The sequence below is a fragment of the Microbacterium proteolyticum genome (assembly GCF_014192415.1).
GTDB classification, from domain to species: domain Bacteria; phylum Actinomycetota; class Actinomycetes; order Actinomycetales; family Microbacteriaceae; genus Microbacterium; species Microbacterium proteolyticum.
In genome coordinates, this window is record NZ_JACHXY010000002.1 from 1 (window position 1) to 16,341 (window position 16,341).

General features: G+C 68.6%; 13 protein-coding genes. 12 read left to right on the forward strand and 1 reads right to left on the reverse strand.

Features of this window, described 5'->3' with window-relative positions:
* Positions 1–117 precede the first annotated feature (117 nt).
* The 7 genes from FHS07_RS08285 to FHS07_RS08315 all read left to right on the forward strand — a co-directional run bounded on the left by FHS07_RS08285 (position 118) and on the right by FHS07_RS08315 (position 8,317).
* On the forward strand, positions 118–1,332 hold the full coding sequence (locus FHS07_RS08285) for an MFS transporter (RefSeq protein ID WP_183419465.1): 1,215 nt from the start codon (positions 118–120) through the stop codon (positions 1,330–1,332).
* Positions 1,333–1,466: 134 nt separating this feature from the next.
* The gene (gene treS / locus FHS07_RS08290; protein ID WP_183420137.1) at positions 1,467–3,713 is read left to right on the forward strand and encodes a maltose alpha-D-glucosyltransferase; all 2,247 of its coding nucleotides are present in this window, start codon (positions 1,467–1,469) and stop codon (positions 3,711–3,713) included.
* Between the two features lie 32 nt (positions 3,714–3,745).
* On the forward strand, positions 3,746–4,297 hold the full coding sequence (locus FHS07_RS08295; RefSeq protein ID WP_183419466.1) for a GIY-YIG nuclease family protein: 552 nt from the start codon (positions 3,746–3,748) through the stop codon (positions 4,295–4,297).
* Between the two features lie 92 nt (positions 4,298–4,389).
* Entirely contained in the window at positions 4,390–5,058 is a 669-nt protein-coding gene (locus tag FHS07_RS08300) for a hypothetical protein (RefSeq protein WP_183419467.1), read from the forward strand.
* Between the two features lie 61 nt (positions 5,059–5,119).
* On the forward strand, positions 5,120–5,722 hold the full coding sequence (gene coaE / locus FHS07_RS08305) for a dephospho-CoA kinase (protein ID WP_183419468.1): 603 nt from the start codon (positions 5,120–5,122) through the stop codon (positions 5,720–5,722).
* Positions 5,723–5,810: 88 nt separating this feature from the next.
* A complete protein-coding gene (gene uvrB, locus FHS07_RS08310; protein ID WP_183419469.1) occupies positions 5,811–7,880 on the forward strand; it encodes an excinuclease ABC subunit UvrB in 2,070 nt (689 codons plus the stop codon).
* 14 nt (positions 7,881–7,894) lie between these two features.
* Positions 7,895–8,317 carry a VOC family protein gene (locus tag FHS07_RS08315; protein WP_183419470.1) on the forward strand — a complete coding sequence of 141 codons (423 nt, stop codon included), beginning with the start codon at positions 7,895–7,897 and terminating at the stop codon, positions 8,315–8,317.
* A gap of 24 nt (positions 8,318–8,341) precedes the next feature.
* Here FHS07_RS08315 and FHS07_RS08320 read toward each other — a convergent pair whose 3' ends face one another.
* Positions 8,342–8,578 carry a hypothetical protein gene (locus tag FHS07_RS08320; RefSeq protein ID WP_058233259.1) on the reverse strand — a complete coding sequence of 79 codons (237 nt, stop codon included), beginning with the start codon at positions 8,576–8,578 and terminating at the stop codon, positions 8,342–8,344.
* Positions 8,579–8,613: 35 nt separating this feature from the next.
* On the opposite strand from FHS07_RS08320, the gene FHS07_RS08325 reads away from it, so the two are divergent.
* The 5 genes from FHS07_RS08325 to whiA all read left to right on the forward strand — a co-directional run bounded on the left by FHS07_RS08325 (position 8,614) and on the right by whiA (position 15,985).
* Positions 8,614–9,048: a transcriptional regulator, SarA/Rot family gene (locus FHS07_RS08325; protein ID WP_183419471.1), complete on the forward strand. Its 435-nt coding sequence runs from the start codon at positions 8,614–8,616 to the stop codon at positions 9,046–9,048.
* Between the two features lie 89 nt (positions 9,049–9,137).
* Positions 9,138–12,107: an excinuclease ABC subunit UvrA gene (gene uvrA, locus FHS07_RS08330; RefSeq protein ID WP_183419472.1), complete on the forward strand. Its 2,970-nt coding sequence runs from the start codon at positions 9,138–9,140 to the stop codon at positions 12,105–12,107.
* A 21-nt stretch (positions 12,108–12,128) separates the two neighbouring features.
* Complete coding sequence (gene uvrC, locus FHS07_RS08335; RefSeq protein ID WP_183419473.1) at positions 12,129–14,054, forward strand: excinuclease ABC subunit UvrC; 1,926 nt, start codon at positions 12,129–12,131, stop codon at positions 14,052–14,054.
* A 30-nt stretch (positions 14,055–14,084) separates the two neighbouring features.
* Complete coding sequence (gene rapZ, locus FHS07_RS08340; protein ID WP_183419474.1) at positions 14,085–14,963, forward strand: RNase adapter RapZ; 879 nt, start codon at positions 14,085–14,087, stop codon at positions 14,961–14,963.
* A gap of 44 nt (positions 14,964–15,007) precedes the next feature.
* The gene (whiA, locus tag FHS07_RS08345; RefSeq protein WP_183419475.1) at positions 15,008–15,985 is read left to right on the forward strand and encodes a DNA-binding protein WhiA; all 978 of its coding nucleotides are present in this window, start codon (positions 15,008–15,010) and stop codon (positions 15,983–15,985) included.
* Positions 15,986–16,341: the final 356 nt, after the last annotated feature.

The window sequence follows — 16,341 nt, forward strand, 5'->3', positions numbered from 1 at the left end:
GGGTGGCCATTTCGCATTTCACCCCCACCCATTAGCGAGCGCTGGTACGAGCTTTCCCTTCGGGGGAGCACGTACCAGCGCTTCGTCGTACCCGGGCTCGGAACTAGGCTCGAAGGGGTGACCGACTTCACAGGGCACGTGCCGGGCGGCCGTGAGTATCGCCGTCTCCTGGTCGGGCTGTTCTTCGGCGGCGTCGCAACGTTCGCCCAGCTCTACGCCACGCAGGCGGTCCTGCCCATGATCGGCGCGGACGTCCCCACGTCACCGTCGGCGGCGGCCCTGACCGTGTCGGCGTCGACCCTGGGTCTCGCCGCCGCCGTCATCCCCTGGTCGATCGTGGCCGACCGGATCGGTCGCGTGCCCGCGATGACGATCGGGCTCATCGCCGCGACGATCCTCGGCGGTGTCACGCCCCTCGCCCACGATCTCGGCATCCTTCTCGCCCTGCGTCTTCTCGAGGGGGTCGCTCTCGGAGCAGTGCCCGCCGTCGCCCTCGCCTACCTGAGCGAGGAGGTCGATGCGCGTTATGTCGCGGCGGCAGCGGGGTCCTACATCGCGGGGACGACGGTCGGCGGGCTCAGCGGCCGGGTGGTCTCTGGCTGGGTGGCGGAAGCGTTCGGATGGCGGTGGGGGGTGGCATCCGTCGTTCTGTTGTGTGTGATCGCGGCAGTGCTCTTCCTCACTCTCGTGCCCGCGTCGCGCGGGTTCGTGCCGGGCCGCCTCCGCACGACACCTGGCCCGTCGGTGCGGCGGCGTCTGTTGCTCAATCTGCGATCGCCGGTGCAACTCGCGCTGTATGCACAGGGCTTCCTGCTCATGGGCGCCTTCGTCGCGGTGTACAACTACCTCGGATTCCATGTCATCGAACCGCCGTTCTCTCTCGCACCGTCGGTGGTGACTCTGCTGTTCCTGGCCTACCTGGCCGGAACCGTCTCGTCGCCCCGCGCCGGGGTCCTCGCGGTCCGCCACGGACGACTGCCCGTGCTGCTGGTGTGCTGCGTCGTCATGTCGGCGGGCGCGGCGCTGATGTTCGTGTCCGCAGTCGTGAGCGTGGTCGTCGGGCTCGTCGCCTTCACCGCGGGATTCTTCGGAGCGCACGCCGTGGCATCCGGGTGGACGCCGGTCGCAGCGGACGGGGAGGCGCGCGCCCAAGCGTCTTCCCTGTACTACCTGGGGTACTACGCCGGATCGAGTCTGTTCGGGTGGGCGTTGGGCATCGTGTTCGGTACGGCCGGGTGGGGGTGGTTCCTCGGTGCCGTGCTGGCCATGTGCTCGCTGGCCATGGCTCTCGCGGGATGGGCGTTGCGCCGATCGTCATCGCCGTCGCAGTGACGGCAACAGTCACCGGTTTCCGCGCCCAGGTCAATGCCTCGGCGCATCATCGTGCCGACCGACTAGCGTCGAAGAGGACGTGAGGGAGGTCGCGAGTGGACGATGCCGGCGAGCGCAGCATGACGGACGACGAGATGGTGGGATCGACACCGGTGGATGCAGAGGACGCGGTCGAGAACGTGTCGGAGATCAGCTACGACGAGCAGCGGTATCCGGCCCGGCCGAGACGCCTTCGACCGCGGGATCAGTTCCGCGGTGGCACGCTCCGGCGGTTCCTCACCGATCCGCGAAGCGCCAACGGGCTCAACCCGTCCTATGTCGAATGGCTGGTGCGGCAGTCGATGTTGAAGGATGCCGACGTCCTGAGTCGGCAGTTGTCGGGCCAACCGTCGATGTGGCGCAACCCCTACGCCCGCCCCGATGCTCGGCGGGCCATCGAGTCGACGGACGTGTGGTTCACGGCGTACCCCATTTCGCTGATCACCCGACCGGGGGAGTCCTTCCTCGAAGCGCTGGGCGATGAGGCACTGTGGGAAGCGTTCGAGTGGGTGGGGATCAACGGCATACACACGGGTCCGGTCAAGCGGGCCGGCGGAATCACGGGATGGCAGGAGACGCCGAGCGTCGACGGTCACTTCGACCGCATCAGCACGCAGATCGACCCCGAGTTCGGTGACGAGAACGCGTTCCGCCGCGTGGCCGATGTGGCGGAGTCGCACGGCGGCAGCGTGATCGACGACATCGTCCCCGGTCACACGGGGAAGGGTTCCGACTTCCGCCTCGCCGAGATGGCCTACAAGGACTACCCGGGGATCTACCACATGGTGGAGATTCCCCGAGAGGACTGGGAGCTGCTGCCGGAGGTGCCCGCGGGGCGCGATTCGGTCAACCTCGACGCCGACACCGAACGCGAGCTGAGTGCGCGCGGGTACATCATCGGCGAACTGCAGCGCGTCATCTTCTACACGCCCGGTGTGAAGGAGACGAACTGGAGTGCGACGGCGCCCGTCGTCGGCACCGACGGTCTCGAGCGCAGGTGGGTCTACCTGCACTACTTCAAGGAGGGGCAGCCCTCCATCAACTGGCTCGACCCCACTTTCGCGGGAATGCGGCTGGTCATCGGCGATGCTCTGCACTCGCTCGGCGACCTCGGTACGAGCGCCCTCCGCCTGGATGCCAACGGTTTCCTCGGTGTGGAGAAGAGCGCCGAAGGTCTTCCCGCGTGGTCGGAAGGCCACCCGCTCTCGCATGCGGCGAATCACATCATCGCCGGCATGGTGCGCAAGGTCGGCGGCTTCACTTTCCAGGAGCTCAACCTGACGATGGAGGACATCCGCGATACCAGCGCGGTCGGCGCCGACCTTTCGTACGACTTCGTCACGCGCCCGGGCTACCACCACGCGCTGGCGACGGCGAACACGGAGTTCCTCCGCCTCGCCCTGAACACCGCGCTCGAGACCGGCGTCGAGCCGGTGCAGCTGGTGCACGGAATGCAGAACCACGACGAGTTGACGTACGAGCTCGTCCACTGGGCGACCACGCACCGCGACACGCTCTATCCCTTCCGGCACGACGAGCACTCGGGCGCGGAGATCGCCGAGATGGTGCGGGCCGAGCTGACCGAGAAGCTCACGGTCGACGCCGACTACAACCTCGTCTTCACCCAGAACGGCATCGCCTGCACGACGGCATCCCTCATCGCCGCCACGCAGGGCAAGTCGACCCTCGAGGACATCACCGAAGCCGACGTGCCCGCCATTCGTGACGCGCACCTGCTGCTGGCGAAGTACAACTCGTGGCAGCCCGGGGTGTTCGCCCTGTCGGGGTGGGACCTCACGGGATCGCTCACGGTGCCTGCCGACGATGTGCGCCACCTCATCTCGTCGGGCGACACCCGCTGGATCGAACGCGGTGCCCACGATCTGCTCGACGTGGCCCCCGACGCGGCGTCGTCGATCTCGGGGATGCCGCGCGCGCGCTCGCTCTACGGGTCGCTGGGTGATCAGCAGGCGGACCCGCAGTCGTTCCTGTCGGGGCTGCGCGACGTACTGCGGATCCGCGGTGACCACGGCATCGCGATCGCGTCGCAGGTCGACATCCCGCAGGTAGGCCACCCGAGCATGCTCGTCATGGTGCACCGACTCGACGGGGGCGACCACCGCGCCGAGGATGCACCTTTGCAGATCACGGTCCTGAACTTCTCGGCCGAGACGATCGAGGGCACGGTGCGCTCCGAGTACCTCGTTCCGCAGAGCACCGCAGTGGATGCGGCGACCGGCGACGTCCTCGGGCGCGTCGACGAACTGCAGAGCTTCTCGATCGAGCTGGGACCGTACGCCGGCCTCTTCCTGGTGTTGGAGGGTCCCGAGAGCGACGAGTGAGCGATGTCGGGGGTCGGGCGTAGCGTGAGCGCATGTCCGCCCCCGTCTGCCTCGTCGACTCCTGCGCCGGTGCCGTCGACCCCACGGCGCCCGTGGCCCTGTGCGGGTGGCACGCGGCCGTCAGCGCGGAGTGGACGACGGCGCACGACGGTGTGACCGACGTTCTGCCGACACCGTGCCGATTGTGCGGATCGCGGCTCGGGGTGCGGTGGCCGAGCGGGTGGCTGTGCGCGGTGTGCGAATGGCGGCACGGCGACGCCGTCGACGACGAACTCCCCCCACCCCGTGTGGACGTCGTGTACTACCTGCGGTTCGAGGACCGGATCAAGATCGGTACCACCGCACGGCCGCGGCAGCGGCTCGCCGCCATCTGGCACGATGAACTCCTCGCCTTCGAGCCGGGCGACAGATCGGTCGAGCGTAGACGACATGCTCTGTTCGCCGACGAGAGGTTCGGCCGCACGGAATGGTTCCGGCGGTCCACGGCCCTCAATGCCCACATCGACGCCGTCGCTGCCGGGGTCGACGACCCGTGGGCCCTGTACGCCCGGTGGGTGAGCGAAGGGATCGCTCGGCGAGGGTGAGGGAACACCTGTCCACGCCGGCGGCAAGCCCTCGTGGGCGCTGAGGCGGGCCGTCTAGCGTGGGCCGCACACGATGTGGGAGGTAACGCACCATGGGATTCCTCGATCGACTCTTCGGGTCCGGCGATGAGCCGCCGCGCGCGGCCGCACCGGCGGCCCCGCGCGGCGTGGCGAGCGAACTGCGCGATGCCGACGGCAGATACGCACCGCCGCCGGCCGGTGCCGGTGAGCCTGCGGCATCCGGATCCGACGAAGACCGACAGGCCGTGGATCGCTACCGGTACCTGTTGCGCACGGCTCCGCCCGAGACGGTCGAGCAGGTGCACGCCGAGGCGTTCGGCAAGCTCACAGCGGCGCAGCGTCAGCAGGTGCTGCAGGACCTCTCGTCGGGGTTGGCGCCCTCCGAGCGGCCCGCCGACGACCAGCCCGCCACTCTCGCGCGTGCCGCGACCCGCGCCGAGTACTCGCAGCCCGGCTTCATGGAGCGCACGTTCGGTGGCAGGTCGTTCTCGGGCGGCCCCGGTTTCGGCTCGATGCTGGGCGCGTCGATGCTCGGCACGATCGGCGGATACGTGGTGGGCTCGGCGCTGGTGGGTGCGATGTTCGACCCGGGATACGACGCGGGGTACGCCGACGGCGCCGCCGCGGACGCGGGGGCGGGCGACGCGGGGGCCGTCGACGCCGGCGGGGTGGACCCCGGTGCGGGAGGTGACGTCGGCGCGGACTTCGGAGGCGACTTCGGGGGCGACTTCGGCTTCTGAGGGCGCGGTCGGGCGGCCGGTGCTCGCCGTCACCCGCCCCACGATGTGGCATCCTCGTCGGGTGCCTCTTCTCGCGCTGACAGGTGGAATCGCCTCGGGCAAGTCCACCATCGCGACCGCCCTCGCCCAGCACGGAGCCGTCGTCATCGACGCCGACGCCATCGTGCGCGAGGTTCAGGCACCCGGATCCCCGGTGCTCGAGGCGATCGCCGCCGAGTTCGGTTCCGAGGTGCTCCGCGATGACGGCGCCCTCGATCGACCCGCCCTCGGTGCTCTGGTGTTCGGGCATGCCGACCGGCTGGCCGCCTTGAACGCGCTCGTGCACCCCGCCGTCCGCTCCGAATCGCAGCGGCGGTTCGACGAGGCGTTCGCCGCCGATCCGGATGCCGTCGTCGTCTACGATGTTCCGCTGCTCGCGGAAGCGCGGGGCGGTGATGGCTGGGATCTGATCGCCGTCGCCCACGCGCCGGTGGAAGAACGCGTACGCCGCCTCGTCGAGATCCGCGGACTCAGCGAGAGTGATGCGCGCGCGCGCATCGGGTCTCAGGCCAGCGACGAGGAGCGCCTCGCCCTCGCCGACGTGGTCATCGACACGGGCACGACGCTGGATGCCACGAGGCACCAGGTCGACCAGCTGTGGGACCGCGTGACGCGCCCTCGCTGACAGAGGGAACCCTCCCCAGCGCCGTCGTGCTCGCGTACGGCGAACGCAACCCGACCCCGATGTCGGAGGCCCCGCCTACGCTGGAATCATGCAGGCAACGCGTTCGGTCCGTCCCTTCGAGGTCATCAGCGAGTACTCGCCCTCCGGCGATCAGCCGCAGGCGATCGCCGACCTCGCCGGTCGCATCAACGCCGGCGAGACCGACGTGGTGCTGCTGGGTGCGACCGGTACCGGCAAGTCGGCGACGACGGCCTGGCTGGTGGAGCAGGTGCAGCGCCCCACGCTGGTGCTCGCGCACAACAAGACCCTCGCGGCGCAGCTGGCTAACGAGTTCCGCGAGCTGATGCCGAACAACGCCGTCGAGTACTTCGTCTCGTACTACGACTACTACCAGCCCGAGGCCTATGTGCCGCAGACCGACACCTTCATCGAGAAGGACTCCTCCATCAACGCCGAGGTCGAGCGTCTGCGCCACTCGACCACCAACTCGCTTCTGTCCCGCCGTGACGTGATCGTCGTATCCACGGTGTCGTGCATCTACGGCCTCGGTGCGCCCGAAGAGTACCTGCGCGCCATGGTCGCCCTGCAGGTGGGGGAGCGGTACGACCGCGACGCGCTAATCCGCAAGTTCATCTCGATGCAGTACAACCGCAACGACGTCGATTTCTCACGCGGCAACTTCCGCGTGCGCGGCGACACGATCGAGATCATCCCGGTGTACGAGGAGTACGCGATCCGCATCGAGATGTTCGGCGACGAGATCGAGGCGTTGTACACGCTGCACCCGCTCACCGGTGACGTCATCGAGAAGATGGATTCCGTACCGATCTTCCCGGCCTCGCACTACGTCGCGGGCACCGAGACGGTTCAGCGCGCGATCGGCACCATCGAGCACGAGCTCGAGGAGCGCCTGAAAGAATTCGAGTCGCAGGGAAAGCTCCTCGAGGCGCAGCGTCTGCGCATGCGCACGACCTTCGACCTCGAGATGCTTCAGCAGCTCGGTTTCTGCTCGGGCATCGAGAACTACTCGCGTCACATGGACGGCCGCATGCCCGGTGACCCGCCGCACACGCTGCTCGACTTCTTCCCCGACGACTTCCTGCTCGTCATCGACGAGTCGCATGTGACGGTGCCTCAGATCGGTGCGATGTACGAGGGCGACGCGTCACGCAAGCGCACGCTGGTGGAGCACGGGTTCCGACTGCCGAGCGCCATGGACAACCGCCCCCTGCGGTGGGATGAATTCAAGGAGCGCGTCGGTCAGACCGTCTATCTGTCGGCCACGCCGGGTCGCTACGAGATGGGCATCGCCGACGGGGTGGTCGAGCAGATCATCCGTCCGACGGGCCTGGTCGACCCCGAAATCGTCGTGAAGCCGTCGAAGGGTCAGATCGACGATCTGCTCGAAGAGATCCGGTTGCGCGTCGAGCGCGACGAGCGCGTGCTCGTCACCACCCTCACCAAGAAGATGGCCGAAGAGCTGACCGACTTCCTCGGGGAGCACGGCGTGCGGGTGCGGTACCTGCACTCCGACGTCGACACCCTGCGGCGCGTCGAGCTGCTGACCGAGCTGCGCGCCGGCGTCTACGACGTGCTCGTGGGCATCAACCTGCTGCGAGAAGGACTCGACCTGCCCGAGGTCTCGCTCGTGGCGATCCTCGATGCCGACAAAGAGGGATTCCTCCGCAGCGGGACGTCGCTCATCCAGACCATCGGCCGTGCCGCGCGAAACGTCTCCGGCGAGGTGCACATGTACGCCGACAGGATCACCGACTCGATGCGCAACGCGATCGACGAGACCGAGCGGCGGCGAGAGAAGCAGGTCGCTTACAACACCGAGCACGGAATCGACCCGCAGCCGTTGCGGAAGAAGATCGCCGACATCACCGAGGTGTTGAACCGCGAGGCCACCGATACGAGGAAGCTCCTCGCACGAAACGACAAGGCGGGTAAAGGCAAGTCGCCGACGCCCTCGCTCCGTCGCACGGGAATCGCCGCAGAAGGTGCAGATCAACTCGAATCGACGATCGCCGACCTCACGCAACAGATGTTGGCGGCGGCGGCGGAGCTCAAGTTCGAGCTCGCCGGGCGTCTACGCGACGAGGTGCAGGACATGAAGAAAGAGCTGCGAGCGATGGAGAGAGCCGGGCACGCCTGAGCCCGCAACCACTCATGGACCAACGGATCACCCTCGTCACCCTAGGAGTTCGCGACCTCGCGCGCGCGATCATCTTCTACGGCGCACTGGGATGGAAGGCGCATCCTGCATCCGTCGAAGGCGACGTCGCATTCTTCGACACGGGTGGCCTCGTCGTGGCGCTGTGGGGTCGCGACGAACTCGCCGCCGATTCGGGCGTCGAAGACAGCGGCGGATGGGGTGGCGTGACCCTGGCCCACAACGTCGTCGAGGCTGAACAGGTCGACGCCATCCTCGCCGACGCCGCGGCGGCGGGTGCGCGCGTGGCGCGGGCGGGCGCGCCGACGCCCTGGGGCGGCTACTCGGGAGTCTTCGTCGACCCCGACGGGCACCCGTGGGAGGTCGCCGTCAACCCGGGGTGGCCGTTGGACGAGGCGGGGCGCCCGCAGCTGGGGTGATCGTCGACCGGCGCCCTTCCCGTGTCAGGGGCAGTGCAGCAGGGGCTTCGGCCCGGACCGGTCGACGCTGTGCTCTGTCATCGGATGACCGCACAGGGGGCAGGGGCGGCCCGTGCGGACGGGCTCCGGCGTCGTCTCGTAGGGGCCGACCGAGGCGGGTCCGGCGACGCGGATCAGACGCGTGTTGAGGTACTGGTACCAGCCGCCCGCCTCGCGCACACGCTCGCGAAGCGGCGGGCGATCGGCATCCTTTCGTGTCATGATTATTAGTGTACTAACGATTTAGGAGGTCGCGCGTGCAGGATCCGTTGAAGCTGGAGAACCAGGTGTGCTTCGCCCTCGTCTCCGCCGCTCGCAACATCGTCTCGATCTACCGCCCCGTGCTCGAGCCGCTCGGCCTGACGCATCCGCAGTATCTGGTCATGCTCGCCCTCTGGGAGCGATCGCCGCGCGCGCTCGGGGCGCTGGCCGCCGAGCTCGCGATGGAGCCGGCCACGTTGTCACCGCTGGTCAAACGTCTCGAGGCGCAGGGGCGCGTCGATCGCACCCGCCGCACCGACGACGAGCGGGTGCTCGACATCGCTCTCACCGACGAGGGGCGCGCGCTCCGCGAAGCCGCGCTCGGTGTCCCCGGCCAGATCATGGCGCGGGTGGGCGTGTCGGAGGAAGCGCTGATCGCACTGCGAGACGGGCTCGCACCCTTCGCCGGGGTCGCCCGCTCGGCGGAGTGAAGCCCGTATCGCGCCGCCGCACTCTCGCACATCCGTGCGCCCGGGGCGAACCCGGGGCCGATGTCGGAGGCCCGACCTAGACTTAACACGTGCCGATCGTTCCCGTTTCTTCGCCCTCCTCGCCCGCCACCTCAGGTACGAGCGCAAAGCTCAGTGTGCGTGGCGCGCGCGTGCACAACCTCAAGAACGTCGACCTCGACATCCCACGCGATTCCCTCGTCGTCTTCACCGGTCTGTCCGGCTCCGGCAAGTCGAGCCTCGCGTTCGACACGATCTTCGCCGAGGGTCAGCGCCGCTACGTCGAGTCTTTGAGCGCCTACGCGCGCCAGTTCCTCGGGCAGGTCGATCGACCCGACGTCGACTTCATCGAGGGACTCAGTCCGGCGGTATCGATCGACCAGAAATCCACCAACCGCAACCCGCGCTCGACGGTCGGCACGATCACCGAGATCCACGACTACATGCGTCTGCTGTGGGCGCGCGTCGGTGTGCCCCACTGCCCCGACTGCGGTGCCCGCATCCAGCGTCAGACGATCCAGCAGATCGCCGACCAGCTGATGGAACTGCCCGAGCGCACCCGCTACCAGATCGTCGCCCCCGTCGTCACGCAGAAGAAGGGCGAGTTCGTCGACCTCTTCAAGGAGCTCAGCGCGAAGGGCTATGCGCGCGCCGTCGTCGACGGCGACTTGATCCAGCTGGCCGAGCCGCCGACGCTGAAGAAGAGTTACAAGCACGACATCGCCGTCGTCGTCGACCGGCTCGTGGCATCCGGAGACAATCTCAGCCGCGTGACCGACTCGGTCGAGACGGCCATGGGTCTCGCCGGCGGCATCATGCAGGTGAACTATGTTGACGAAGAGGGCGACGACGCCTGGCAGTCGTTCTCCGAGAAGCTGTCGTGCCCCAACGGGCACCCGCTGCAGCTCACCGAGATCGAACCGCGCACCTTCTCGTTCAACGCCCCGTTCGGCGCCTGCCCGGTCTGCTCGGGTCTCGGAACGCGCATGTCGGTCGACGTCGACCTCATGCTCGGCGACGAAGAGCTGTCGATCCGCGACGGCGCCATCCTTCCCTGGACGACGCAGGGCAAGGGCCTGTTCCAGTACTACGAGCGCCTCCTCGAGGGTCTGGCCCGTGACCTCGACTTCTCGCTCGACACCCCGTGGAAGAAACTGACGCACGACGTGCAGCAGGCGGTGCTGCGCGGCGAGAACTACAAGGTCACGGTCAAGTGGAAGAACCGCTACGGCCGCGAGATGCGCTACTCGTCGGGGTTCGAAGGCGTCGTTCCTTACATCGAGCGTCAGTACCTGCAGGCGGAGTCCGACACGCAGCGCCAGCGCTGGTCCGAGTACCTGCGCGAGGTGCCGTGCGCCGTGTGCGACGGCGACCGCCTCAAGCCCGAGGTGCTCGCCGTGCTCGTCGACGGCACCTCGATCGCCGCGGCATCCCGAATGAGCCTCGCCGACGCCCGCGAGTTCTTCTCGGAGCTCACTCTCACCGACCGCGAAGCCACCATCGCCGCGGCGGTGCTGCGCGAGATCCGCGCGCGTCTCGACTTCCTCCTGCAGGTGGGGCTGAACTACCTCAGCCTCGGCCGCGCTGCCGGCACACTGTCGGGTGGCGAGGCGCAGCGCATCCGTCTCGCCACGCAGATCGGTTCCGGTCTGACGGGCGTGCTGTACGTGCTCGACGAGCCCTCCATCGGACTGCACCAGCGCGACAACCGTCGTCTTATCCAGACGCTCGAGACCCTCCGCGACCTCGGCAACACCCTCATCGTCGTGGAGCACGACGAAGAGACCATCCACGCGGCCGACTGGGTGGTCGACATCGGACCCCGCGCCGGCGTCGACGGCGGCAACGTCGTGCACTCCGGGCCGCTCGCCGAACTGCTGACCGACGAGAGCTCCCTCACCGGCGCATACCTCTCGGGTCGTCGCGCGATCGAGGCGCCGAAGAAGCGACGCAAGATCGACAAGAAGCGACAGGTCACCGTCGTCGGCGCGCGCGAGAACAACCTGCAGAACGTCACGGTCGACTTCCCCCTCGGCGTCCTCACCGCGGTGACCGGCGTGAGCGGATCGGGCAAGTCGACGCTGGTGAACGGCATCCTGTACGAGGTCCTCGCGTCGAAGCTGAACGGCGCGCGCCGCGTGCCCGGCAAACACACCCGCGTGACCGGTCTCGACAACCTCGACAAGGTCGTCCACGTCGACCAGGCACCCATCGGTCGCACGCCGCGCTCGAACCCGGCGACCTATACGGGTGTCTTCGACCGGATCCGCACGCTCTTCAGCGAGACCCCCGAGGCGAAGGTCCGTGGCTACCAAGCCGGCCGGTTCAGCTTCAACGTCAAGGGTGGCCGCTGCGAAGCGTGCTCGGGTGACGGCACGCTGAAGATCGAGATGAACTTCCTGCCCGACGTGTACGTCGACTGCGAGGTATGCCACGGCAAGCGCTACAACCGCGACACCCTGTCGGTGCACTACAAGGGCAAGAACATCGCCGAGGTGCTCGAGATGCCGATCTCCGAGGCCGCCGAGTTCTTCGAGCCCATCCAGGCGATCCACCGCTACCTCAAGACCCTCGTCGACGTCGGTCTCGGCTACGTCCGCCTCGGCCAGTCGGCCACGACCCTCTCGGGAGGCGAGGCCCAGCGCGTCAAACTCGCCACCGAGCTCCAGCGCCGCAGCAACGGCCGCTCCATCTACGTGCTCGACGAGCCGACCACGGGTCTGCACTTCGAGGACGTGTCGTTGCTGCTGAAGGTGCTGAACGGTCTCGTCGACAAGGGCAACTCGGTCATCGTCATCGAGCACAACCTCGACGTCATCAAGAGCAGCGACTGGGTGATCGACCTCGGACCCGAGGGCGGCGCGGGCGGCGGCACGATCGTGGCGACCGGCACCCCGGAACAGGTCGCGAAGGTCGAGGGGAGCCACACCGGCGCCTTCCTCGCCGAACTGCTCGAGACCGGGCGCACGGGGACGCAGCGCAACGCCCCCTCACTCGACGCGGACCGCGCCGAGCGGGAGCTCGTGAGCGCGGCGGGCTGACCCGTGGCATCCCGAGAACGGATGTCGCATCTGCCCTACCGACCCAAGGCCGGAGAGATCCCCACCAACCCGGGGGTGTATCGGTTCCGGGATGCCGAGGGGCGGGTGCTGTACGTCGGCAAAGCCAAGAACCTGCGGGCGCGACTGTCGAACTACTTCGCACCGCTGTACTCGCTGCACGAGCGCACTCGCCGCATGGTGACCACCGCGGCGAGCGTCGAGTGGACGGTCGTGCCCAGCGACGTCGACTCGCTCCAGCTGGAGTACATGTGGATCAAGGAGTTCGATCCGCCCTTCAACGTGCGCTACCGCGACGACAAGTCGTATCCCTTCATGGCGATCACCCTCGCCGATGAGGCGCCGAGGGTGATCGTGACCCGCAATCACAGGATTCGCGGCGCCAAGTACTTCGGCCCGTACCCCAAGGTGTGGGCGGTGCACGACACGATCGACCTCATGATCAAGGTCTTCCCGATCCGCACCTGCAGCGACTCGTCCTACAAGAAGGCGATGGCCTCGGGGCGTCCGTGCTTCCCGGGGCAGATCGGTCGCTGCGGCGGGCCGTGCTCGATGAAGGTCACGATCGACGAGCACCGGGCCGTGGTGAACGACTTCATCGCCTTCATGTCGGGCGGAGACCAGCGCTTCGCGCGCGAGCTGACCGCGCGCATGAAAGAGGCCTCGGCCGCGATGGACTACGAGTCCGCCGCGCACTACCGCGACCGCCTGCAGGCCATCGACGCCGTGCTCGGCAAGAGCGCCCTGGTGCTGGCATCCGACACCGACGCCGACCTGTTCGGCATCGCCGAAGACGAGCTCGCCGCGACGGTGCAGCATTTCGTGGTGCGCGGCGGCCGCGTGCGCGGTGTGCGCGCGACGACGATCGAGAAGGAGATCGACATCTCGGGCGCCGAACTCGTCGACCAGGTGCTGCAGCGCACCTACGGCGACGCGGATGCCGCCGACATCCCGCGGCAGGTGCTCGTGCCCGAGCTCCCCGACGACGCCGAGCAGCTGGAGGCGTGGTTGCGCGAGCGTCGCGGGCGCCCGGTGACCCTGCAGGTGGCCCAGCGCGGACGCAAGTCCGACCTGCTCAAGACGGCCACGCTCAACGCACAGCAGGCGCTCATGCTGCACAAGACGCGCCGCACGAGCGACTACGTCGCCCGCTCGCAGGCCCTGACCGATCTGCAGGAGGCGCTCGGCATGACCGAGGCGCCGCTGCGCATCGAGTGCTTCGACGTGTCGCACCTCGCCGGCACCAACGTCGTGGCGTCCATGGTCGTCTTCGAAGACGGGCTGCCGCGAAAGGACCAGTACCGCTCATTCGGTGTCGCCGAGACCACCGACGACACCGACTCGATGTACCAGGTGCTCACACGACGACTGGCCTACCTCGACCGGCCTGAGGAGATCGAGCCCGAGACCGTCGGGGGCGCGATCATCGCCGACCCCGACTCCGACCACGCCACCGCCGACGGCGAGGTCGTGACGGCGCGCAAACGTCCGCGCTTCGCATACCGGCCGCAACTGCTCGTCGTCGACGGCGGTCAGCCGCAGGTCGCGGCGGCGGCGCGAGCGCTCGCCGACGCGGGGCACGAAGAGATCGCGCTGTGCGGCATCGCCAAGCGACTCGAGGAGGTGTGGCTACCGGGGGAGGACTATCCGGTCATCCTGCCGCGCACCTCGGAGGCGCTCTACCTGCTGCAGCGCCTGCGCGACGAGGCCCACCGTTTCGCCATCGTGCATCAGCGCAAACGTCGCAAGCGCGACATCACCAGCGTGCTCGCGGAGGTCCCGGGGCTCGGCGACACCCGCATCAAGGCGCTGCTCCGGCACTTCGGGTCGGTCTCGGCGCTCAAAGACGCCAGTCCCGACGAGATCACGGCCCTTCCCGGGATCGGTCCGGCCCTCGCCGAGGCGATCCACTCGCACCTGGCTCGGTAGGCTGTGACGACACGACGGGAGGCCACGCCCATGGAGCCGGCACGCGACGAGCCAGGTGAGGTGCTGATCGTCACCGGCATGTCGGGAGCAGGGCGGTCCACCGTCGCCAACGCCCTCGAGGACCTCGACTGGTATGTCGTCGACAACCTGCCGCCGCAGATGCTGCGGCCGTTGCTCGAACTCACCGAGCTCGCGGGTGGTGCGGTACCCCGGGTGGCTGTCGTGGTCGACGTGCGCGGGCGGTCGCTGTTCAGCGACCTGCCCGAGGCGATGCGCGCGCTGCAGGCAGGTCGTCAGGTGCGCGTCGTCTTCCTGGATGCCAGCGACGCGGTGCTCGTGCGCCGGTTCGAGGCCGTGCGACGACCGCATCCCCTGCAGGGCGACGGCACCATCCTCGACGGCATCCGACGCGAACGCGAGCGTCTCGCACCGTTGCGGGAGGCCGCCGACATGGTGATCGACACCTCGGGGCTGAACGTGCACCAGCTGTCCCTGCGCACCGTGGCGTTGTTCGGTGAAGAGGGCGCCGCGCGCCACACCGTGACCCTCATGAGCTTCGGTTTCAAGTACGGACTGCCGCCCGACGTCGACCTCGTCGCCGATATGCGCTTCCTGCCGAACCCGTTCTGGAACGAAGACCTCCGTCCCCTCACGGGCGAAGATCCTCGGGTGCGCGAATACGTGCTGGGACAGCTGGGAGCGTCGGAGTTCCTCGACGCCTATGCAGCAGCCCTCCGTCCGGTGCTGGACGGGTATCAGCGCGAGAACAAGCGGCACTCGGTCGTCGCGGTGGGCTGCACCGGGGGCAAGCATCGCTCGGTGGTGATGGCGCGAGAACTGGCTGCACGTCTGGCCGATGTTCCCGGGGTGGCCGTCCGCGTGGCTCATCGCGACCTCGGTCGCGAGTAGGCTGTACCGTCGTCCCCGCCGCCCCCCCCCACCCGAGGAGAACCGTGCCGCTGACCGCCGACGTGAAGGCCGAACTCATCACCGTTCGCGACCCGCGCCCGACCGCGCGCGTCGCCGAGCTCACGGCCCTCCTGCGCTTCTCCGGTGGTCTGCACTCCATCGCCAATCGCGTCGCCGTCGAGGCCGAACTCGACTCCGACGTGCTCGCGCGTCGCGTCGCCCGCGACCTCATGGAGCTGTACGGCGTGCGTCCCGAACTGCACCACGTGCAGGGCTCCGGGGGGCGTACCGGCGGACACTACGCCGTGCGCGTCATCGAGGCCGGCGAGACCCTCGCACGCCAGACGGGACTGCTCGATCAGCGCCGCCGCCCGGTGCGCGGGCTTCCCAACAAGCTGACCACGGGCTCGCGTCCCGACCTCAGCGCCATCTGGCGCGGAGCGTTCCTCGCGAGCGGCTCATTGAGCGACCCGGGCCGGTCCGCGGCGCTGGAGATCTCGTGCCCGTCGTCCGAGGCCGCGATGGCGCTGGTCGGCGCGGGTCACCGCATCGGCATCCCCGCCAAGGCCCGCGAGGTGCGCGGTGTTCCGCGCGTCGTGGTGCGCGACGGTGAGGCGATCCGCAGCGCGCTGTACGAAATGGGCGCCCGCCGCACCGCGGGGGAGTGGGACCAGATGCGTCAGCGCCGCGAGGTGCGCGCCGGCGTCAACCGCCTCGTCAACTTCGACGACGCCAACCTTCGCCGCTCGGCCCAGGCTGCCGTGGCCGCCTGCGCCCGGGTGGAGCGCGCGCTCGAGATCCTCGGCGACGAGGTTCCCGACCACCTGCAGCAGGCCGGCGAGCTGCGCCTGGCGCACCGCGACGCGAGCCTCGACGAGCTCGGGCACCACGCCGACCCGCCCCTCACCAAAGACGCCGTGGCCGGCCGCATCCGCCGTCTGCTGGCGATGGCCGACAAGAAGGCCGAGACCGAGGGCATCCCGGGCACGGAGGCCGCCGTGCCGATGGGCGCCGAGGACTGAAGTCGTCCGGATGCCGTGACCCGCGGCATCCGCACGCACCGCTCCCGCACGCACGCCGATCCCGCACGCACCGCTCCCGCACGCACGCCGATCTGCACGCACCGCTCCCGCGCGTACCGCTCCCGCGCCGGGGACAGTGCGGATGTGCCGAGCACGGAGACTTCTCGGATGTCGTGACCAGCGGCATCCGATCCTGCCCGTGCCCGATGGGGCAGGGCGCTACCTTCCGTCATCCGGGGAAGCAACCCTGTGGGTCGGGTGTTACCCCTCAATAGGATGAAGACGTCACCCTCGCTGCGCGGTTCCTCGCACGTCGTCTCGGCGGAGAGGTCCCGGCGGTGCCCGATTCGGAAGTT